A 20,068-nucleotide genomic window follows, 5' to 3' on the forward strand; every position below is an offset into this window, starting at 1 on the left:
CGCCCCGGTTGGACGGCTTCCCAACTATCCGACGAACAGCTTTGCCCCAATCCGACACTACGTCCGGAAATTTTTCCACGTTTTTCGGGGCCCGGCTCTCTGGACGGTCGTTGTGCCTGCCGCCATGATGGATGGAAGCGGGAGCCCTCGGTGCTGTCTGCATCGGGCTAAGTCACCCCGCGGTGGAGGTGCGGTGGCATGGCTGACATCCCCTTTCCAGCGGAACGCGGCAAATCGGTTATGCCCGGAGTGAGCGAGGCTTTCCTGGCAGGCTACTTCGCGCAGCTTTCGGAGGAGGACCTGCACGGCTATGGCGCCGAGGCGCTTGATGCGTGGGCGCGCCACCACCTCGAGTTGGCGTCCGCGCGCGAACCCGGCCGGGCCGCCGTCGGTATCTTCAATGAACTGGACGCGAGCATCGTGGCGATAGTGGCGGACGACCTTCCCTACCTGGTCCACTCCATCACGGCGGAGCTGGGCCGGGACGACTCGCCGATCCGCTTGCTGGTGCACCCGACGTTCCGCGTTTCCCGGGATGAAGTGAGCCACGCATTGATCGAAGTTGATCCTGTTTCGTCTCCCGGCAACGGCGCGGAGGGGAAAAACATTGCCAACGAGGTCTGGTTCGCGGCGGAAATCGGCTTGCTCGCGGACAGTGCCGCGGTGGCGGAAATGACGGACCGGTTGCACCACGTTTTGGACGATGTGGCGATGGTGGCCGCTGACGCCGCCGGCATCCACAGCCGGGTAGCGGAAGTCATTGCTTCCACGCCGAAACTTCCCCGCGGCGCCGTGCCGCCTGCGGAACACGTCGCGGGTTTGCTCCAGTGGCTCGACCACGGCAATTTCGTGTTCCTCGGCTTTGAGGAGCTCACGACGGCGGATGGCCGGGGGCCGCTTTCGGTTCGGCCGGGCACTGGGCTGGGATTGTTGAGGAACCCGGAGCACGACATTCCAATCAATGAGGCTTTGACCGGTGAAGCTTTGAGGATCGCCGCGTCCGGGCAGCGGTCTACGGTCCTGAGGCACTCGTACCTCGATGAGGTGCGTTTGACCGAGTTCGCTCCGGACGGGGAAGCCGTGGGCGCACTGCGGTTCTTGGGCTTGTTTACGCCCGGTGCCGCGCACCAATCCGTGCTGAGGATCCCGATCATTCGTGAAAAGGTCCTTGCCGCGTGCGAAACCCTCGGCGTACCGCTCCGGTCCCACCGGGGTGAGGAACTGCTCGCCCTCCTGGAGGCGTTTCCGCGCGAAGAACTGTTCCACACAGGCGTGGACGGGCTCACGCGGCTGGCGGGCGACATGCTCCGTGCGAGGGTGCAGCAGAAGCCGCGCGTCTTCCTCCGGATGGATGAGCCCCGCCGGCTTGTCTCGGCCACGGTGATGATTCCGCGCCGCCAGTACAGCACTGCCGTCCGCCTCTTGATGGAACAGCAACTGCGGCATGTCTTCAAAGCGGGGTCGGTGGAGTTCGATGTCCGGCTGACCGGACTTCCGGTCGTCCTGGTGTTCTTCCGCCTTCGTACCGCTGCCGTGGCGCAGACCTCGCTTGCAGGGATCTCCGACGAGCAGGAACGAGCGCTCGAGCGGCGGCTCGTCTCCGCCGCCCGACCGTGGTCGGATGGACTCGAAGAAGCCATCCGCGAGCGCTTTCCCGCCAGTGAGGCGAGCCGGTTGTCGGCGTCGTGGTTGGACGCGTTTCCCGCGAACTACCGCGCGGAACATGAGCCGGAGTCCGCCGTCGGGGACATCATCAATTTTGAGAGGTTCGACGGCGGTGGCCCGGAGGGGAGTCCCGCTGCGGATCCGCTGTTGACGGTTTACCTCAGGCCGGAACAGTTGCCCGGCTCGAGCGGGGAAGTGGAACGAGCGGCACGGATCCGCCTGTATTTGACCAGGCCAAGAAGCCTCACCGAGATCCTTCCATTTCTGCACGACCTTGGCTTGGAGGTCCTGGACCAGAGGCCGTACGAGGTGCGCCGCCCAAACGGGAAGGACATGTTCCTCTATGACCTTGGCGTGACATATCCAAGCGGAGTGGATCCCGAGGCCACTAGCGGGCTGATGGCGGAAGCGTTCGCTGCGGCAATGCAGGGCAAGATCGAGTCCGACCGGCTTGATGCGCTGGTCATTCGGGACCGCCTGGGCTGGCGCCGCGTGGCAGTGCTGCGCGGCTATGCGAAGTACCTCCAGCAATTGGGGCCAAGCAATTCGTATGGCTTTATCGTGGACACCCTGGTGGGGAATGCCCGGGCTACCCGTGCGCTCCTGGAGTTTTTCGACGCCAGGTTCGCGCCGGGATCCGAACCGGAGGCCCGGGCTGAGCGCACAGGGACGGCCCGGCAAGAGTTGTTGGCGGCCATTGACGACATTCCGGTCCTGGACGCGGACCGTTTGTTGCGCACGTTCATGGAGTTGGTCGAAGCGACGCTACGCACGAACTATTTCCTCCACAAGGGCCACATGAGTTTCAAGATCGACGTCGGCTCGGTTGCCGCGGCACCGCTGCCGCGTCCGGAGTTCGAGATCTGGGTGTATTCGCCGCGCGTCGAAGGGGTTCATCTCCGTTTCGGCGCGCTGGCACGGGGAGGGCTTCGCTGGTCCGACCGACGCGAGGATTTCCGCACGGAGGTGCTCGGCCTCGTCAAAGCCCAGAACGTGAAGAATTCGGTGATTGTTCCGACGGGCGCCAAAGGAGGATTCTTCCCGAAACACCTCGCCGACCCCCTCGTGAACCGCGAAGCGTGGTTTGCCGAGGGCCTTGAATGCTACCGGATCTTCGTCAGTGGCCTCCTGGACGTGACAGACAACCTGGTGGTCACGGACGACGCGGAAAGGGTGGTGCCGCCGGAAGGCGTGGAGCGTTACGACGGGGACGATTTCTACCTTGTGGTGGCCGCGGACAAAGGCACCGCGACGTTCTCGGACACGGCCAATGAGTTGGCGCTCTCCTATGGATTCTGGCTGAACGATGCCTTCGCTTCCGGTGGATCCGTGGGGTATGACCACAAACAGATGGGAATCACCGCACGCGGAGCATGGGAATCCGTGAAGCACCATTTCAAGGAACTCGGGATCGATCCGCAGGAGCAAGGGATCACCGTGGCCGGGGTCGGTGACATGAGCGGCGACGTGTTTGGAAACGGCATGCTCCTCTCGCCGCACATCCGCCTGGTCGCGGCCTTCGACCATCGCCACATTTTCCTGGACCCGGACCCGGACCCGGCAGTTTCCTTCCGCGAACGGGAGCGGCTGTTCCGGCTTCCACGATCGTCGTGGGCCGACTACGACCCCTTGCTGATCAGTGCCGGCGGTGGTGTGCATTCCCGCGGATTGAAGGCGATAGATATCAGCGATGAAGTCAGGGATTGCCTGGGCTTGGATCCTGGTGTCCGTGCGCTCGCGCCTCAGTCGCTCCTGCAGGCGATCCTCAAGGCGCCGGTGGACCTGCTCTACAACGGAGGGATCGGGACCTATATCAAGGCATCGACAGAGGCCAACGCCCAGGTGGGGGACAAAGCCAACGACTCCATCCGCATTGACGGCTCGCAGGTCCGCGCACGGGTTGTGGCAGAGGGCGGAAACCTTGGAGTGACCCAGCGAGGCCGGATCGAGGCGGCGTCGGCCGGCGTCCTCATCAATACGGACGCGATAGACAATTCGGCCGGGGTGGATTGCTCGGACCATGAGGTCAATATCAAGATCTTCATCGACCGCATGATTGCGGCACGGAAGATGGGCGCCGCGGAACGGACCGGCTTGTTGCAGTCCATGACCGAAGAGGTAGCGCGCCTTGTCCTTGCAAACAACGCCGACCAGAACGTCCTCCTTTTCAACGACCGGCACATGTCCCCGGAACTTACGCCCGGGTTTGAGCGCTTCATGGACTGGCTGGAAGCCGCGGGCGGGTTGGACCGTGACTTGGAGGCGTTGCCGAGCGACGAGGAACTGCAGGACCGGCTGGATGCGGGCAAGGGCTTGACTGCGCCTGAAATGTCGTTGCTTGCTGCCTACGCGAAGATCGAGCTCGCCAAGGAACTCACCGCGAGCGATTTCGCTGACGACCCTTGGTTCGGACGTGTACTGCGCGCTTACTTTCCGGAGCAGCTTTCCGAACGTTTCGACGTCGAACTCGACTCCCACCCGCTGCGTCGCCAGATCATCTGCACCATAGTGGCGAACGACATGATCAACCTGGGCGGGATCACGTTCGCGTTCCGCGCGATCGAGGAAACCACCGCCAGCGCCGCTGCCCTCGCCCGGGCTTTCGTGGTTGTCCGCGAGGCCTACGCCTTGCAACAGTTCGTGGACGGGCTGGCCGAACTACCGCCCGGGATGCCCAGCGGACACGTGGTGGAGGCGACTCGGCCGCTCCGGCGGCTCCTTGACAGGGCTACCCGCTGGTACGTGACCCACGACCACCGGGACCAGCCCGTCGAGGTGGCAATGAAGCGGATCATGCCCACCTTGGACCTTCTGCGGAACCGGACAACGGAATTCCTGCGAGGCTCGGACCGTGAGCGCGCCAACGCGCGGCTGGCCCACTGGAACGACGCCGGGATGCCGCCTTGGCTGGGCCGCCGCGCCTCCGACCTGTTGGAAAGCTTCTCCCTCCTCGATATTTCGCTGGTGTCCGAGCAAGTCGATGAACCCCTCACCACGATCGCCGAGATGTACCACACGGTGATTCACGCTTTTGGCGTCGGCATCCTCCTGCTGCGGATCACGGACCTGCCGCGCGGGACCAGGTGGGAAGCCCTTGCACGGGCGTCCCTTAGGGACGACGCTTATTCCGCCGTCGTGGAAATTACCACTTCCGTCATGCGGTCCACGCCCGGAAGCGATCTCTCCGGAGCCTCAGCCATGGATCGCATCGAAGCGTGGGAGCGCGGACGCGAGGAACACCTCGGCCGGATCAAGAGCACCTTCGCCGAGGTCACGCAACCGGGCCGGGTGGACATTGCGTCCATTGCGGTAGCACTGAAGCTCTTGCGGACGTTGGCGCAGCGGTGACAGTGCCGGGACGTCCACGATAGCCTTGCAATCCATGGAAAATATTGAGCGGTTCCGGCTGCTACTCGAGGAAGAGCGGGACCACAAGCAGGCCCTCCTAGCTTCCCTTCGCCAGGACATCGTGTCAGTCAGCGTGGCCCGGCAGGATTCGAACGTCGACGACGAACACGATCCCGAAGGCAGCACGATCGCGTTCGAGCTCTCCCAGGCCTCGGCTCTCCTTGAGCGAAGCAAGTCCGGACTGGAACAGATCGAGGCCGCCCTGCAGCGGATCGTCGATGGAAGCTACGGAACATGTGCCGTGTGCGGGTCCGCCATTGCGGAAGGGCGGCTTGAGGCGAGGCCGTGGACGCCTTTCTGCATCGACCACGCCTCCGGCAGGTCCTGACCACAGACAAATTACCGGGACTATTTCGGCGACCGGGACGGTTATGCCGTCGGGGACGGAACAGCATGCATGCACTGTGCTGAAGTGGACTAGGGAAAACGAGGTGCCATGGTGGCAGAGGCCGGCGGGGGAGTAGGTTTCCGCTCCGAGCGGGGTCCCATCCTGATTGCCCTGATGCTTTCGACAGGGCTGGTGGCCATCGATTCAACCATCGTGGCCACGGCGGTGCCGTCGATTGTGCACGACGTCGGCGGGTTCACTTCCTTCCCCTGGCTCTTTTCGGCATATTTGCTGGCGCAGGCAGTCTGCGTTCCTGTCTACGCGAAGCTGTCAGACGTTCTTGGCCGGAAGCCCATCATCTTGGGTGGCATCGCCCTGTTCCTGCTCGGTTCGATCCTCTGTGGAGTGGCGTGGAGCATGCCGGCCCTCATCGCATTCCGGGTGCTGCAGGGCCTCGGGGCAGGCGCTGTCCAACCGGTGGCTATCACTATTGCCGGCGATATCTACACGTTGAGCGAGCGGGCGAAGGTGCAGGGTTACCTCGCCAGCGTGTGGGCCGTGTCCTCCGTCGTGGGCCCCACGCTCGGTGGCGTTTTCTCGTCCCTCGGAATCTGGCGCGGGATATTCCTCGTCAACATCCCGCTATGCCTCTTGGCCGGATGGATGCTGATCCGGACGTTCCATGAGAAGATCGAGCGCACGAATCACAGGGTCGACTATGGCGGCGCCGCCCTCCTGACGACGTCCCTCAGCCTGATCATCCTCGGGGCCCTTGAAGGTGGCCAGGCGTGGGCCTGGAACTCGTCCATCAGCGTGACCGTCTTTGTGGTCGGAGCGCTGCTGCTGGGCGCCTTCGTCTTCGTTGAGCGAAGGGCCGCTGAGCCGGTCCTCCCACCGTGGGTGGTCTCACGGCGCCTCTTGGTGACCACGGCCATGATCTCCTTCGGCGTCGGTGCGGTCATGCTCGGATTGACCTCGTATGTTCCCACTTTCCTTGAGGGAGCATTGTCCACCTCCCCGATCCTGGCTGGACTCGCGCTTGCGGCATTGACCATCGGCTGGCCGATCAGCGCGTCGCAGGCAGGTCGCTTCTATCTGCGGATCGGCTTTCGCCGGACCGCGATGATCGGCGTGACGCTCGCCGTCCTTGGCTCTGCCGTCCTTGCCCTGACCGCGCACACTCCCAACATCCTGCTGGTGGCGGCCGGGTGCTTCATCGTGGGACTCGGCCTCGGACTGGTAGCCACCCCAAGCCTCATCGCGGCCCAGTCCAGCGTGGAATGGAACGAACGCGGCGTTGTTACCGGGACCAACCTTTTCGCCCGTTCGATCGGAAGCTCCCTTGGCGTCGCAGTTTTCGGCGCGGTGGCAAACGCGATCTATGGTGCCAGCCCTGGCGGTGAAGCCGATCCGCGGGCAATCGTGGCAGCTTCCGCCGCAGTGTTCCTGGCTGTATTGATCAGCGCCGTGCTGACTGTGGCGGCCGTCTTGGCAATGCCGGCAAGCATTGGAAACAGCCAGGCAAAGGAAACCGAGGCGGCGTCCAAAACGCGGTCCCCGCAAGACTAGGACCGCTGTCAGCCGATACAGTCGCTTGGATGCCGAGTACCCAGACCGTTTCCGAGCTGCCCATCGAGGCGTTGATTTCCGTGCCAAGCGACATAGCCGCGGACGGCTACGTCAGGGTGCGGGGCGCCCGCGAAAACAACCTTCGCAACGTGGACGTCTCAGTCCCGCGCGACGCGATAGTGGCCTTCACCGGCGTCTCGGGATCAGGGAAATCCTCGCTGGCCTTCGGCACGATCTACGCCGAGGCCCAGCGCCGGTACTTCGAATCCGTAGCTCCGTATGCCCGACGCCTCATCCAGCAGGGACACAATCCCAAGGTGGAGATGATCACGGGCCTGCCGCCCGCCGTCGCGCTCCAACAGCGGCGCGGCACGGCCAGCAGCCGCTCCACGGTAGGGACGGTGACAACGTTGTCCAACTCGCTCCGCATGCTTTTCTCGCGCGCGGGCAGCTATCCGGCCGGTGGCGGCCCGCTGGACTCGGATGCGTTCTCTCCCAACACCGCGGCCGGCGCGTGCCCAGAATGCCACGGCCTGGGTGTGGCACATACCGTGACCGAAGCCTCGATGGTGCCGGATCCATCATTGAGCATCCGGGACGGAGCCATTGCCGCCTGGCCTACCGCATGGCAGGGCAAGAACCTCCGCGACATCCTCATCCATCTCGATTACGACGTCGATACCCCTTGGAGCAAGTTGCCGAAGGAGGACCGCGACTGGATACTGTTCACCGAGGAGCAGCCGGTGGTGGAAGTCATGCCCGAGCGCGACCGGGTGGAGAAACCCTATAAGGGCAGGTTCTGGAGCGCCCGGAGCCACGTGCTGCATACTTTGGCCCATTCCAAGAGCGACACCCAGCGCGAGCGGGCCCTCCGCTTCATGGAATCCGGGCCTTGCCGGCAATGTGGCGGCAGCGGCCTGACGCACGAGGCTCTCGCCGTAACCTTCGCGGGCAAGACCATTGCCGAGCTCAACGCCGTCCCGTTGGCGGAACTGGCCGAGGTGATCCGCCCCACGAGCGAACTAACGCACGCGGGCACCGCGTCCCGCAAGGCGCCCTCGGGTGAAGACAACGAGATAGCAGTCGCAATCACGCGCGACCTCCTCCAGCGGATCACGGTGTTGCTGGACCTGGGCCTGGGATACCTCGCCCTCGGCCGGGCGACGCCCACATTGTCCCCTGGGGAAATGCAACGGCTCCGGATCGCCACGCAGCTTCGCTCCGGGCTGTTCGGGGTGGTCTACGTGCTGGATGAACCCTCCGCCGGCCTCCACCCTGCCGATGCCGAGCCCCTCCTGGCGGTGCTTCAACAGCTCAAATCCTCCGGCAACTCGGTGTTCGTGGTGGAGCACAACATGGACATCGTCCGCCACGCGGATTGGCTTGTGGACGTGGGACCGAAAGCGGGAGAACAGGGCGGCAACGTGCTTTACAGCGGCCCGGTAGCCGGCCTCGCAGCCGTTGAGGCCTCCCTTACGCGTCCATTCCTTGCCGTTGAACCGGGTGTGGGTGGTTCGGTGGACCCCGACGACGGCGAGGACCCCGACGGCGCTCATCGCACGGGCCCTAGCGGCGAACGTGATGGGACGGGAAGCGACTCGACGGGACACAACTCGACGGGACGCGGCAGGACGCCATGTTCGTGGCTGGAACTCAGCGACATCACCCGGCACAACCTGCGCGGCCTGGACGTGTCTGTGCCGTTGCGGGTCCTGACTGCGGTAACCGGTGTGTCCGGTTCGGGAAAGTCCACGCTCGTCAGCCACGTCCTTGCCGATGTCGTGGGCTCAGGACTGCACGGGGACGGGTCGCGCGAATCAGGTCCCGTTGCCGCGCCCACGGTCGGTGACGTCGCGGGTTTGCACCACGTGGATCGCCTGGTGACCGTGGACCAAAAACCGATCGGTCGCACGCCGCGGTCAAACCTTGCCACCTACACCGGCCTGTTCGATGCCGTGCGGAAGGAGTTCGCCGCGACGGACGAAGCCAAGGCCCGAGGCTACGGAGCCGGGCGATTCTCTTTCAACGTGGCCGGCGGGCGTTGCGAGATATGCCAAGGTGAAGGGTTCGTCGCCGTCGAATTGCTGTTCCTGCCGGGCAGCTACGGCCCGTGCCCGGAATGCGGCGGTTCCCGCTACAACCCGGAAACCCTCGAAGTCCGGTATCACGGCAAGACCGTGGCCGAGGTGCTGGGCATGACGGTGGATTCTGCCAGCGGGTTCTTTGCCGACGTTCCAGCCGTTGCACGCAGCTTGCAGACCCTCCGGGAAGTCGGTCTGGGCTACCTCCGGCTCGGTCAGCCCGCCACCGAGCTGTCCGGCGGTGAGGCGCAGCGCATCAAACTTGCCACCGAACTGCAGCGGGCCCGCCGCGGGCACACGATGTACCTGCTCGACGAGCCCACCACGGGATTGCACCCGGCCGACGTCCGGCTGCTCATGAAGCAGCTCCAGCGGCTCGTGGATTCGGGAAACACCGTGGTTGTGGTGGAACACGAAATGGACGTGGTGGCCGCGGCCGACTGGGTCATCGATCTCGGACCCGCCGGCGGGGACAAGGGTGGCAAAGTGGTCGCCGCCGGAACGCCTGCGGTAGTCGCAGGTTCGAGCGAAAGCCGGACAGCGCCGTACCTCTCGGCAGCAGTGCGCCGGTTCATGAACCGGCTGGACTGAACTAACAGCCTCCTACCAACGGCGTTGAGCCAGTTAACCGGCCGGTGCTGCCGGTCCGCTTGCCCAGCGCAGCAACGCCGCCAGCTCCACGCCGTCGGGCATGACGCCGTTGGGTACCAGCAGGACGCTCGCGTCCGTCAGGGCCGCCGCGCGCAGCAAGGCAGTGGTCGCCGGGACGGAACCCACGACGTCGGCACCGAGAGCCTGGTCCTCGGACGTAGCGAGCCACGGCTCGGACCCCAACGCAAGAAGCCTGCGCTCGGACAGGGCTCGGTCGTTGAGGATGAGCACGTCTACTTGGGCTTGCTGGAGCGCACCCACCACCGCCCCCAGGCCGGTAGCCGACTCAGGATTCGCTTGCCCTTCCTGTTCAGCGAACCGCTCGACCAGCCGCTGCTGCTCTGTGGCCCATTGCTCAGCAACAAGCTGCTCGACTTGGTCATCCAGAGCACCGGGGTCGGCTCCGCCCGTATGCGTATGGGAGTCCACGGTGCGGAGCAAAGTACGGCTCGCGTCGGCGAGTTGCTCTTGGACGAGTCCGCGTGCCCGGACATCCCCCGCCAGGATGAGCAGCTTGGCATCGGAATCGCGCACGACCCGATCGATTTCCGAGGCGAGTTCGCCGGCATTGCGCCGCCAGATTTCTTCCGTCCTGTGCTGGTACTTGCCTTGCGACCGGCCGCCGCCCGGGACCTTTTTCAGGTTTTCGCCGGAACCCTCGACGGCTTCCGTCACGGCTGCTTCCCGCGCACCGGCGTAATGGAGCCGAATTTCGCCGCCGTCGCGGGAAGCCTCCACAACCACGTACGGGTACTCTTCCATGCCATGCTTGAGCAGCGGGAGCAGGTCCGGTAGCTGTTCCACTTCGATCTTCTCCGGTGCAACTAGCCGTCCGGGCAGGAGTTCGTTCAACTCGACGTTTCCATGCCGTACCAAGACAAAGCGCGAAACCGGGGACGGCTCGCCGTCCGCCGGCATGAGTGCTTCCTCGACCGCTTTGATGTCTTCCTTGCTTGCTCCTTGTCCGGCGAGCGCGTCGCGGGTATTTCCGCCTCGGACGTCGCCGGCTTCGAGAGTATCCACCGTGCCCGTTCCTGCGTCAACGTAGGCGAGCACCCAAGGACCGTCCTTTCGGTAAAGTTCTGCATAGTGTGCCAAGCGCGTGGTCATGTGTCCGCCGTCCGCCCGTCAGGATCTTCCTCTTCGTCAGGATCTTCGCCTAGATCTCCGGCTTCGGCGCCGCGCGTGTTTTCGGGTTCCGCGCCACCCCTGCCTACAGCGTCCCGGACCTCGGCAGAATCGGTGTCGTCAGGGAACGGTTCTGTCTCGCGCCATTCCTCCGCGTGCGCGGGCTGCCTGTTCTTCACCATGCCCTGGGTTTCCTGTTGCATCTTTTCGTCCAAGTGCGGGCTGTGCTTTGTGTTGCCTCGTTCAGCCATGGCTTTCCTTCCTTTTGGAGCCGGATACCGATCAGGTGCCTGAGATTGCTTCGCTCACGTCCGTCGGGCCCCCGTATTCCTTGTCGGGCAAGTTCTGCAACGCCGCGATGGCGTTTTCGTCCGCGCCGGAGGCCTTGGCCCGCGCGATAAGTGTTTCCCTGTTCGTGGGGTAGTCGATCCCGCCAAGGAATTTTTGTATTTGGATGGGATTGGGAGCTTCGTTCATGACGGATGTTTCCTTTCTTTCGGTGTATTCGTCATATGCCTGGACGTTCCGGTCCGGGATGGTGGTCGGTGCCTCCAGATGGACGGCACCCGATGGCAGGATTCCAGCCCCGCCGTACATTTCCATCACCCGCCATTGGGCCAGCACGTCTTCGCCGGCATGGGTCTGCGGAATGTCCGTCCAGAACCGGAAGCCGCCTGCTTCCTTCAGCGCCGACGTCCTGTACATGACGCACCCTCCAAGCCAGGCGATCCGGTAGGCAAGCCATTGGCCTGCCCGGATACCGAGATCGGCGCTCAGGTGGACCAGGTTGGCCGCGCTATGGAGGGGCCACCGCTGGAAGGCGTCGGTATCCGGCCTGATCCGTTCGGGTTCAATCGGACCATTCCAAGGAGAGAAGTTGGATGCCTGTTCCGGCCTTTTGTCGGCGATGTAGGAGAGCCCCTGGGGTGCCATGCCGACGAACCCGCACCCCAGTTCTTCCAGTGCTGCATCGAGGCGTTTCAGGCTGTCCGGCTCAAGCCACACGTCGTCGTCGAGGAAGAGGACATTCTCCGCTTTGGCTTGGTCGAGCATGAATTGGCGGTGCTCCGCCATTCCCTTGCGCGGCACATGCTTGAGGAGTTCCACGACCCGTCCCTGTGCCCTTAGAACCCGAACCATTGCTGCGACTGCGGGCGACGTCCACGCAGCGGTGACCGATGACTGGTCGCTGATGACTACCCGGAAGTCGGGCGAGGATTGTGCGGCCAGGCCTGCCAAGGTCACTGCGAGTTCTTCGTTGCGTTCGAATGTCGGAATGAGAACGTCCACGGTGGCGGCGCTAGTATTCCGGTCGGCAACGCCCCAGTGGGACGACGGACGGAGCATCGCAACTCCTAACGGGTTTGCGAAATGTGCATTGTCGCGTGCTTCTGGCTCAGGGACGGGGATCCCCGGCGGTTTGGCTGGCCGGCCTCAACCTCAGAAAAACTGGCTCAACCTCTAGATAATAAGCATACTGATCATTTTGGGGCATGCATACCCCCCGCGGGACCGGGCTGCCCTCAATGTCAAGCAAGGCCTATGCGATCGCCGTAGTCTAGCTGTTAAGATCATCAGTAGGCTTAGTATTTATCGTTCGGAGGTGCCGTGCGTGCTAAACGTCCGCTTCTGATGCGGTTCCTCGGCATCCTCGGTCCCGGCCTGGTGACCGGAGCGGCTGACGACGACCCCTCGGGCATTGCCACCTACGCCCAGGCCGGCGCAGCATTTTCCAACGGTATGCTCTGGGCCGCTCCGCTCACCTTGCCGCTCATGATGGGCGTGCAGGAGATTTGCGATAGGACTGCGCTCGCCACCGGCGAAAGTCTCGGAACATTGGCTCGACGCCGGTTCGACCAGAAGCCGCGGATTGTGATCGGTATCCTGACCCTCGCCCTGTTAGGGGCAAACACACTGAGTTCCGCGGCCGACCTCATGGCTGTGGGACAAGGAATGCAGATGCTCGGCGCGGGTCCCGACCACCTCTGGAGCGCCCTGGCCGGCATCGGCATAACCGTGGCCTTGATGGCGGGCGGATTCAATGTCATGGCCAAGATTTTCAAATGGCTTTGCCTCACGCTGCTTGCCTATATCTGCGTGCTGTTTGTCTCGGATATCGATTGGCCGGACGTGCTCAAAGGCCTGCTCGGGCTGGACTTCCACTTCAGCCTCGATTACCTGGGCTACATTGTCGCAGTCCTCGGAACCACGATTTCGCCATATTTGTTCTTCTGGCAAAGCGCCCACCGCGTGGAGCAGCTTCGGGCAGAAAACGACCGCGGAGATGGCGCGGTCAGTCTGGACGACCGGCCCGAGCCTTCCGCGAGGAACAAGCTCCGCGCCGCACGGGTCGATGTTTTCACCGGCATGTTCTTTTCCGTATTGGTGATGTTCGCGATCATGGCCGCGACCGCCGCGACCGTGGGAAGGCACGGTGGCCAGATCAGTTCAGCCGCCGATGCCGCGAGGGCACTCGAGCCAATTGTCGGACCAGCGGCGAAATTCCTCTTTGCGGCGGGTTTCGTGGGATCTGGAATCCTAGGAGTCCCCGTCCTGGCGGGCTCCGCTTCTGCCGGTTTGGCCGGTCTCCTGGGCAAAGAATGGGGGATCGAGCGCAGTGTCCGGCGCGCACCCCAGTTCTATTCACTGCTCGGCGTTGCAACTCTCGGGGGAGTGCTCATCACGTTTTTCGCCGAGGACCCGATCAAGCTCCTCATCCTGAGTGCGATCATCAATGGCGTGGCCGCGGCCCCGTTCCTCATCGTTACCATGCTGATTTCGGGCGATCGGAAAATCATGGGCGACTACCGCAACGGAAGGCTCGCCGCTACGTTCGGATGGGGAACCACCGTCATCATGGTCGTGACGGGCTTCATCGGAATCTGGGTGGCGGCCACGGGAAGCTGAGCCTGCCGGCAGCCGACCTCCCGTTGTCAGGCTTCCCCACGCTCCCCTTCGATATCGACGCCGGTCACCGGGATTCCCGCGCGCTCGTAGACGAGCCAGATCGCGCCCTTGGGAAACGCTTGCGGCGGTTGCGCGAGCGAGAAAGCGGCAGGAACCGTGCCTTCCGGGAAGATCCTCTTGCCGGTGCCCAAAGTTACCGGGTACAGCCAAAGGTTGAGCCGGTCGACGAGTCCTTCCGCGAGGAGGGTCTGGAACAAGTCTCCACTTCCAATGACGTGGGTCTCCTCGTATTGCCCGCGGATTTCCCGGACTTCCGCGGCGACGTCCTGCAAAACCGTGGTGCCGGCCCACCCGGGATCCTGGAGCGTGCGCGACGCCACAAACTTGGGTACGGCATTGAACTTGACGGCGATGGGATCGTCCGCGGCGGCGTTCGGCCAAAAACCAGCAAAGATGTCATAGGTTTTGCGGCCGAGGAGCAGGGCATCGAGGCGCTGGATTCCCGCGACAATGATGTCCCCGCCTTCCTTGTCGAAGTAGTGTCCTTGCCAGCCGCCAAACTCGAATCCGCCTTCGCGGTCTTCGTCCGGGCCACCGGGCGCTTGATACACCCCGTCGAGGGTGCTGAACAGGTCGACGACGATGATTCCCATGGTGTGTGCTCCTGTGCTTGGAGGGGTGGCGGCTAGGGCAGGGCTAGAAGTTCATCGTGAAGCTGTTGCAGGTGCGAGGGTTGGGTCGCGATGATTCGCGGCGTCATGGGAGGCGGTGGAGCCTGGACACCCTCAAGCGGGTCGTCGGTCCGGGGAGCCGAAAGCGTCAGGACGGCTCCGACGTCGGGCGCGGCGGCATCCCGGCGCGTGAGGGGCGGCAGCCCCCAACGGTGCTCCACCGTGGCGAGAATGCTGGTGTGGTCCAGCGGAACGGGACCGTCGGCCCGGAAAACTGTGCCGGGCGGGATGAGCGGGCTGATGAGGACTGTGGGGACGCGGGGTCCGAAGCGGGTGAAATCGAATCCGAATTCACCCGGTGATCCGTCCGGCGGCGTAGCGCCCCATGGCGGGGCGACGTGGTCGTAGCAGCCGCCATGTTCGTCATAGGTGATGACGAGGAGGGTAGAGTCCCAGTCCGCACCGTCGCGGACGGCACGGTACGTGTCGAGGAGGAGTTGTTCGCCGAGCGCCACGTTGTAGTTGGGGTGCTGGCTGTTGCCTGCGGCGGACCAGGCGGGCTCGAGGAACGAATATGCGGGAAGGCGTCCCGCTTTGGCGTCGGCCTGGAAGTCCTTGAAGTAGCCAAAGTTCGACGCCGGAGCGTGCCGCGTGTCGTCAAAGTCCAGTTTGGTCAGTGGAGACGCGGTTTCACCGTAGATTTTCCATGGGATTCCGTGGTTGGTGAGCTGCCCGAAGATGCTTGGCACCGTGAATCGCTTGGATTTGTCATCGAGGTTGCCTTGGCTCGTCCCGGCACACGTGAAGGCGCGGTTGGGCATCGTCATGGTGGGGGCCGAGCAGAACCAGGCGTCGCATACGGCGAATCCCCTCGCCAAGGCTGAGAGCACGGGCAAAGTGTCCGGGGTGTAGCAGCCCATGATCATGCTTTCGGCGGTTCTCGGCACGACGTGCCAGCCTTTGGCGAGGTTGTCCTTGATGGCCTTCGCGTAGTTGGTGACGAAACCGGTCATGGGAGCGATGGCTCCGGTGGCAGGAGCCGCCGGGTGGCCGAAAAGCTGGTCGTTGGTTGCCTGATAGCCTTCGCCGGGGTCGGCGCCGGGCATGAAATACACATTGGGCGTCGAAGGCGTCAGTCGGTACACGGTGACGGGTTTGCCGTCGCTGCCAGGGCAGGACTCCGTACCGTCCAGGCCGTCGAAGGAGTGGCCTTGCGGTGAAACATTGCCGGCATCGGCGTAGAGGAAGCCGAGCATATGGTCGAATGAGCGGTTTTCCAACATGAGGACCACGATGTGTTCCACGGCGCCGAGACCTTGTGCCGCCATTGCGACCATCCCCTAGGAAGAGAGTTCCTGCCAGTGCTGAACAGTCTCCCACTCGCCGGCCCTCGTGGCTATGCCGACGTGCGGAGTCAGGTGGTTTCGAGGCGCTTGCGCAGTTGCTCGGGGTAGTCCTCGTAGGCGGCCGCGATGTCTTCGAGGTCGATCATGGGCGGGAAATCGAGGACGGGCTGGTGTTCGGCAAGGAAGCGGGCGGTTTCCTCCACGATGCGCGTCCCGTCCGCCTCGGCAAGTCCAAGGCCCTCCAGGTAGTCGGGGTCGGTTCGGAAGAGGGACTCCACGGTTGAGCCGTCCGCTTCCGCACGGACGGCATACTCGTTCTCATTCACCATTTCGATCTCGAAGATGTTGTCCATGGTTGCAGCGTACGCCGGGGGAGCGGGCAGTTCGAAGCACGTTGGCGGGTTTCGGCAAAAGTGCATCAAGCAGCTGGGCGTCACATGTTGACTGTGACAAAACTCACCGCTTTAATAAATGAACGACATTCATTTTGGTCATCCGCGCCGTTGCGGCTCCGGGGCCCGAAAACTGAGGATACCCATGACCCCTCCTTTTGAAACTGACGCACCCGTCGCCGGAATTGCGGCCGGCCACGTGTTTCCGCATGCGGGCCTGGAAGGGCAACCGGCTACGGAAGGTTGGCGCCGGGTCCTCGGAGTTCCCTCGCTGGTGCTGCTGGGCTTGGTCTATATGGTGCCTTTGACGATTTTCAGCACCTACGGAATCGTCGTGGAACTGACGGGAGGCCGGCTCTCGGCCGCTTACGCCGTGACTCTCGTGGTGATGCTGTTCACCGCGCGTTCGTACGGCCGAATGGCCCAGGCCTTCCCGTTCGGGGGATCGGCCTACATTTACACGGCACGGTCATTTGGTCCGGCGCTGGGCTTCATGGCGGGCTGGTCGCTGCTGCTCGATTACCTTCTGCTGCCGATGATCAACTACCTGCTGATCGGCATCTACCTGAATGCCGCTTTCCCGATCGTTCCGCCATGGCTGTTCATGCTCGTTTCCATTGTCGCCGTGACTGCGCTGAACATCCTCGGCATAACCGCCATCGCCAAAGCGAATTTTGTGGTGGTCGGGCTGCAGGCGTTGTTCATCGTGCTCTTCGTGGGCATGGGGTTGTCTTCCATTGCCGGGACCGGCCACGTCGACCTAATGGCGCCGTTCACGGGGACCGGAGGGGCCGAGGGCATTTCGCCGGTCCTGGCCGGATCCGCCATCCTGTGCTTGTCCTACCTGGGATTCGACGCCGTCTCTACCTTCGCCGAAGAAACCAGGAACCCCACCCGGAACGTTCCCAGGGCGATCATGCTCACAACGGTGCTGGCAGGCGTGATCTTCCTTGGGCTTGCCTATATCAGCCACTTGGTTCATCCCGTCAGCACTTTCGCCAATGTTGACTCCGCAGCCAACGATGTTATTGGTGCTGCCGGCGGCAACCTCCTCGTGGCCTTCTTCACTGCCGCGTACATCGCTGGAAGCCTCGGCTCCGCCCTGACGTCCCAGGCTTCGGTCTCACGGATCATCCATTCCATGGGCCGCGGACGGGTCTTCCCTGCGGCGCTGGGCCGGCTGCACCCGCGCTTCGGCACGCCGGTCCTGCCGATCATCCTCACATCCTGCGTTTCCCTGCTGGCGCTCGTGCTGGACCTCCTGACGGTTTCCTCGCTGATCAGCTTCGGGGCACTGGTTGCGTTTTCGGCAGTAAACGTCTGCGTGATCAAGCACTACTTCTTCGACCGGAAGGCCCGGGGCTTGAAGGGAATGGTCCAGAACCTCGTGCTGCCCGCTGTCGGCTTTGTGCTGACCGTGTGGCTGTGGACGAGTTTGAGCGGCCTGTCCATCACGGTTGGACTATGCTGGGCCGGTTTGGGACTGGTGTACTTGGCTTTCCTGACGCGCGGCTTCCGTCGTCCGGCGCCGCAATTGGAGTTGGACCATGCCTGACGGGGATGGCGCCACTTTGCGCGGCAAGCCGCCTCAGCGTGCGCGCAATTCGCGGCGGAGAATTTTCCCTGACGCCGATTTGGGAACGGCATCGACAAATTCGACGAAACGTACGCGCTTGAAGGGCGCCGCGTGCTCGGCCACGAACTCCATGACGTCCTCGTCGCCCAATTGGGCCCCGGGCTGCCGGACGACGAAAGCCTTCGGTACCTCATCGCCGTCGTCCGCTTGAACGCCGATCACCGCTGCGTCTGCTATCCCGGGATGGGAAAGCAGGAGGGCCTCGAGTTCGGCAGGCGCGATCTGGTAGCCCTTGTGCTTGATGAGCTCCTTGAGCCGGTCGACGATGGTCACGACCCCGTCCGCGGTTACGGTAGCGACGTCGCCAGTGCGGAGGAAGCCATCGGGATCGATCGTGGCGGCGGTGGCGTCCGGCCGGTTGAGGTAGCCGAGCATGACCTGCGGGCCGCGCACCAGGAGCTGCCCACGCTCACTTTCCCCTTCGTCCGGAAGCGGGATTTCTGCCTCGCTTGTGATGTCGAGGAGTTTGCATTCGGTGTTGGGAATCGAGAATCCCACGGAATCGAGGGGGAGGTTGCCCGCCCCGATGAGCGGAATGGAATGCGATACGGGACTGAGTTCGGTCATGCCGTACCCCTGGAGCATCACGCACCCGAGGCGGCGTGCGACGGCGGCCCCGAGTTCGCCGTCGAGCGGCGCCGCGCCGGAGACGACCACCCGGACGGATGAGAGATCGTACTCCTCAACCAATGGATGCTTGGCGAGTGCAACGGCGATGGGCGGTGCGATGAACAGGTAGGTGCAGCGGTGGTCCTGGGTCAGGCGGAGGAATTCCGCGAGCTCGAACTTGGGCATGGTCACCAGCTTCGCCCTTTTCGCGACCGCCAAGTTGAGCAGGACAGTAAGTCCGTAGATGTGGAAGAACGGGAGGACAGCGAGGAGCACGTCGTCGGCGTCCAGGCCGAATCCTTCACTTTGCGCCACATTCGCAACAAGGTTGTACTGGCTCAGCATGACTCCCTTGGGCGTGCCGCTGGTGCCGGAGGAATAGGGAATCACGGCGGCGGCGTACGGATCGACATTCACGTCAGGGGCGGGGAAGCCTGCGCTAAGTGCATCAGCCAGGGAGGGATGCCCGACAGCGGCGCCTTCCGTGCCGCCGTCGAGCACCACGAGCCGCTCCGGCGGGATTCCTGCCGCGGAAGCGGCGGACTCAGCCTTCCCCAGCAGTGGTGAGATGGTGAAAATCCACGAGGCACCTGCATCGGCGAGTTGCCCGCTGAGCTCCTCGGCGGTGTACAGGGCATTGACGGTGGTGACAACCGCGCCGGCCCGCAGGATCGCGTGGAACGCGACGGCGAACGCGGGGACATTGGGGCAATACAGGCCGATAGTGGTGCCTGGTCCGGCGTCGTGCTCCGCTAGCCATCCTGCGACGGCGTCGATCTGCGCGACGAGTTCGCCATAGTTCGTTTCAGCTCCCGTGGTTCCGTCCACGAGGGCCACCCGGTCCTGCCCGGCGTTGCCTAGGCCGTCGAAAAGATATTCGTACAGCGTGGCCTCAGGGATCCTGACATCCGGGAACGGGCTGGCGAACATGGCGGCTCCTTCAGCGCTCGACGGCGGATCTCGCCATCGTGCGTCCATTACACCGGCTGCCCGGGGAAGGAACAAGGGTTCGTCCAAGCGGCGGGTGCCCCTAGACGGTGGTCATGACCCGTTCGCCGTTGAAGTACTCGAGCTGCCAGCCCTCCGCAGAATCGTAGTGCGCGAGGTTGAAGGCGGCGTTCTCGATGCTTGGCAAGTCCAGGCCGACGGCGCGGTCGAGGCTCGCCCGCAAGAGGGTGCCGTGGGCGAGCACCAGGATGCGCTGGCCGCTGAATTCGGACGCGAGGGCCTCCAAGGCAGCCAACCCGCGGAGTCCGGCATCGCCTTCGCTTTCGGCGCCGCGGAAGCCGCCGGGAATGCGCAGGGCGTCCAGCTCGGGTCCGTCCTGCAAGCCTTCCGCCGGTCCAAAGGCCCGTTCGGTGAGTTCGGGGATCCGGCGGCGGACGGTTTGCCCGAGCCCGGTTGCAATGATGTCCGCGGTTTCCGCGGCCCGGCTGAGCGGCGAGGAGACGATCACGTCCCATTCGTACTTGGCCAGGACGGCGATGGCTTCGCGGGCCTGGCTCCGTCCGACGTCGTTCAAGGGAATGTCGGTGCTGCCCTGCAGGCGGCGTTCCGCGTTCCAGTCGGTCTGGCCATGGCGAACGAGGGCAAACGTCGTAAGGGTCATGTCTTCCATTCTGCCTTGGACGTGGTCGAACTCGTGAAACGGGTGGCCTTAGGAGGTGGGAATGCGCT

At 63.8% G+C, this 20,068-nt stretch carries 14 protein-coding genes; 6 read left to right on the top strand and 8 right to left on the bottom strand.

Annotation, left to right across the window (positions count from 1 at the left end):
- Positions 1-198 precede the first annotated feature (198 nt).
- From ABCW42_RS09880 to ABCW42_RS09895, 4 genes are all read left to right on the top strand, one after another.
- Positions 199-5,013 carry an NAD-glutamate dehydrogenase gene (locus tag ABCW42_RS09880; protein WP_423184668.1) on the top strand — a complete coding sequence of 1,605 codons (4,815 nt, stop codon included), beginning with the start codon at positions 199-201 and terminating at the stop codon, positions 5,011-5,013.
- Between the two features lie 34 nt (positions 5,014-5,047).
- Positions 5,048-5,401 (top strand): TraR/DksA family transcriptional regulator, encoded by a 354-nt coding sequence (locus ABCW42_RS09885; protein WP_423184669.1) that lies wholly within the window; start codon positions 5,048-5,050, stop codon positions 5,399-5,401.
- 108 nt (positions 5,402-5,509) lie between these two features.
- Positions 5,510-6,970: an MFS transporter gene (locus ABCW42_RS09890; protein ID WP_423184670.1), complete on the top strand. Its 1,461-nt coding sequence runs from the start codon at positions 5,510-5,512 to the stop codon at positions 6,968-6,970.
- Positions 6,971-6,999: 29 nt separating this feature from the next.
- Positions 7,000-9,642: an ABC transporter gene (locus tag ABCW42_RS09895; RefSeq protein ID WP_423184671.1), complete on the top strand. Its 2,643-nt coding sequence runs from the start codon at positions 7,000-7,002 to the stop codon at positions 9,640-9,642.
- A gap of 33 nt (positions 9,643-9,675) precedes the next feature.
- Here the strand turns inward: ABCW42_RS09895 and ABCW42_RS09900 are convergent, their stop codons facing one another.
- Genes ABCW42_RS09900 through ABCW42_RS09910 form a run of 3 tightly spaced genes read right to left on the bottom strand, consistent with a single transcriptional unit; the run spans position 9,676 to position 12,120 of the window.
- Positions 9,676-10,812 (bottom strand): Vms1/Ankzf1 family peptidyl-tRNA hydrolase, encoded by a 1,137-nt coding sequence (locus ABCW42_RS09900; RefSeq protein ID WP_423184672.1) that lies wholly within the window; start codon positions 10,810-10,812, stop codon positions 9,676-9,678.
- On the bottom strand, positions 10,809-11,081 hold the full coding sequence (locus ABCW42_RS09905) for a hypothetical protein (RefSeq protein ID WP_423184673.1): 273 nt from the start codon (positions 11,079-11,081) through the stop codon (positions 10,809-10,811). Before ABCW42_RS09905 ends, ABCW42_RS09900 begins: the two co-directional genes overlap by 4 nt.
- 31 nt (positions 11,082-11,112) lie before the next feature.
- Positions 11,113-12,120, bottom strand: coding sequence for a DUF2795 domain-containing protein (locus ABCW42_RS09910; protein ID WP_423184674.1), 1,008 nt, complete (start codon positions 12,118-12,120; stop codon positions 11,113-11,115).
- A 318-nt stretch (positions 12,121-12,438) separates the two neighbouring features.
- Between ABCW42_RS09910 and ABCW42_RS09915 the strand changes: the two genes are divergently transcribed.
- Positions 12,439-13,737, top strand: coding sequence for an Nramp family divalent metal transporter (locus ABCW42_RS09915; RefSeq protein WP_423184675.1), 1,299 nt, complete (start codon positions 12,439-12,441; stop codon positions 13,735-13,737).
- A gap of 26 nt (positions 13,738-13,763) precedes the next feature.
- Here ABCW42_RS09915 and ABCW42_RS09920 read toward each other — a convergent pair whose 3' ends face one another.
- From ABCW42_RS09920 to ABCW42_RS09930, 3 genes are all read right to left on the bottom strand, one after another.
- Complete coding sequence (locus tag ABCW42_RS09920; protein WP_423184676.1) at positions 13,764-14,390, bottom strand: dihydrofolate reductase family protein; 627 nt, start codon at positions 14,388-14,390, stop codon at positions 13,764-13,766.
- Positions 14,391-14,422: 32 nt separating this feature from the next.
- A complete protein-coding gene (locus ABCW42_RS09925; protein WP_423184677.1) occupies positions 14,423-15,736 on the bottom strand; it encodes an alkaline phosphatase family protein in 1,314 nt (437 codons plus the stop codon).
- Between the two features lie 86 nt (positions 15,737-15,822).
- Positions 15,823-16,107 (bottom strand): hypothetical protein, encoded by a 285-nt coding sequence (locus ABCW42_RS09930; RefSeq protein ID WP_423184678.1) that lies wholly within the window; start codon positions 16,105-16,107, stop codon positions 15,823-15,825.
- 184 nt (positions 16,108-16,291) lie between these two features.
- Here ABCW42_RS09930 and ABCW42_RS09935 point away from each other — a divergent pair, with 184 nt between their 5' ends.
- Complete coding sequence (locus ABCW42_RS09935) at positions 16,292-17,701, top strand: APC family permease (protein WP_423184679.1); 1,410 nt, start codon at positions 16,292-16,294, stop codon at positions 17,699-17,701.
- A gap of 33 nt (positions 17,702-17,734) precedes the next feature.
- Here ABCW42_RS09935 and ABCW42_RS09940 read toward each other — a convergent pair whose 3' ends face one another.
- The gene (locus ABCW42_RS09940) at positions 17,735-19,321 is read right to left on the bottom strand and encodes an AMP-binding protein (RefSeq protein WP_423184680.1); all 1,587 of its coding nucleotides are present in this window, start codon (positions 19,319-19,321) and stop codon (positions 17,735-17,737) included.
- A gap of 100 nt (positions 19,322-19,421) precedes the next feature.
- On the bottom strand, positions 19,422-20,000 hold the full coding sequence (locus ABCW42_RS09945) for a histidine phosphatase family protein (protein WP_423184681.1): 579 nt from the start codon (positions 19,998-20,000) through the stop codon (positions 19,422-19,424).
- Positions 20,001-20,068: the final 68 nt, after the last annotated feature.

It is taken from the genome of Arthrobacter sp. NyZ413 (assembly GCF_049390645.1).
Classification (GTDB): domain Bacteria; phylum Actinomycetota; class Actinomycetes; order Actinomycetales; family Micrococcaceae; genus Arthrobacter.

Coding starts and splice junctions, on each gene's coding strand:
- ABCW42_RS09945 (WP_423184681.1), bottom strand. CDS start 20,000: ATGACCCTTACGACGTTTGCCCTCGTTCGCCATGGCCAGACCGACTGG.
- ABCW42_RS09925 (WP_423184677.1), bottom strand. CDS start 15,736: ATGGCGGCACAAGGTCTCGGCGCCGTGGAACACATCGTGGTCCTCATG.
- ABCW42_RS09930 (WP_423184678.1), bottom strand. CDS start 16,107: ATGGACAACATCTTCGAGATCGAAATGGTGAATGAGAACGAGTATGCC.
- ABCW42_RS09940 (WP_423184680.1), bottom strand. CDS start 19,321: ATGTTCGCCAGCCCGTTCCCGGATGTCAGGATCCCTGAGGCCACGCTG.
- ABCW42_RS09885 (WP_423184669.1), top strand. CDS start 5,048: ATGGAAAATATTGAGCGGTTCCGGCTGCTACTCGAGGAAGAGCGGGAC.
- ABCW42_RS09890 (WP_423184670.1), top strand. CDS start 5,510: ATGGTGGCAGAGGCCGGCGGGGGAGTAGGTTTCCGCTCCGAGCGGGGT.
- ABCW42_RS09935 (WP_423184679.1), top strand. CDS start 16,292: ATGACCCCTCCTTTTGAAACTGACGCACCCGTCGCCGGAATTGCGGCC.
- ABCW42_RS09895 (WP_423184671.1), top strand. CDS start 7,000: ATGCCGAGTACCCAGACCGTTTCCGAGCTGCCCATCGAGGCGTTGATT.
- ABCW42_RS09920 (WP_423184676.1), bottom strand. CDS start 14,390: ATGGGAATCATCGTCGTCGACCTGTTCAGCACCCTCGACGGGGTGTAT.
- ABCW42_RS09880 (WP_423184668.1), top strand. CDS start 199: ATGGCTGACATCCCCTTTCCAGCGGAACGCGGCAAATCGGTTATGCCC.
- ABCW42_RS09905 (WP_423184673.1), bottom strand. CDS start 11,081: ATGGCTGAACGAGGCAACACAAAGCACAGCCCGCACTTGGACGAAAAG.
- ABCW42_RS09900 (WP_423184672.1), bottom strand. CDS start 10,812: ATGACCACGCGCTTGGCACACTATGCAGAACTTTACCGAAAGGACGGT.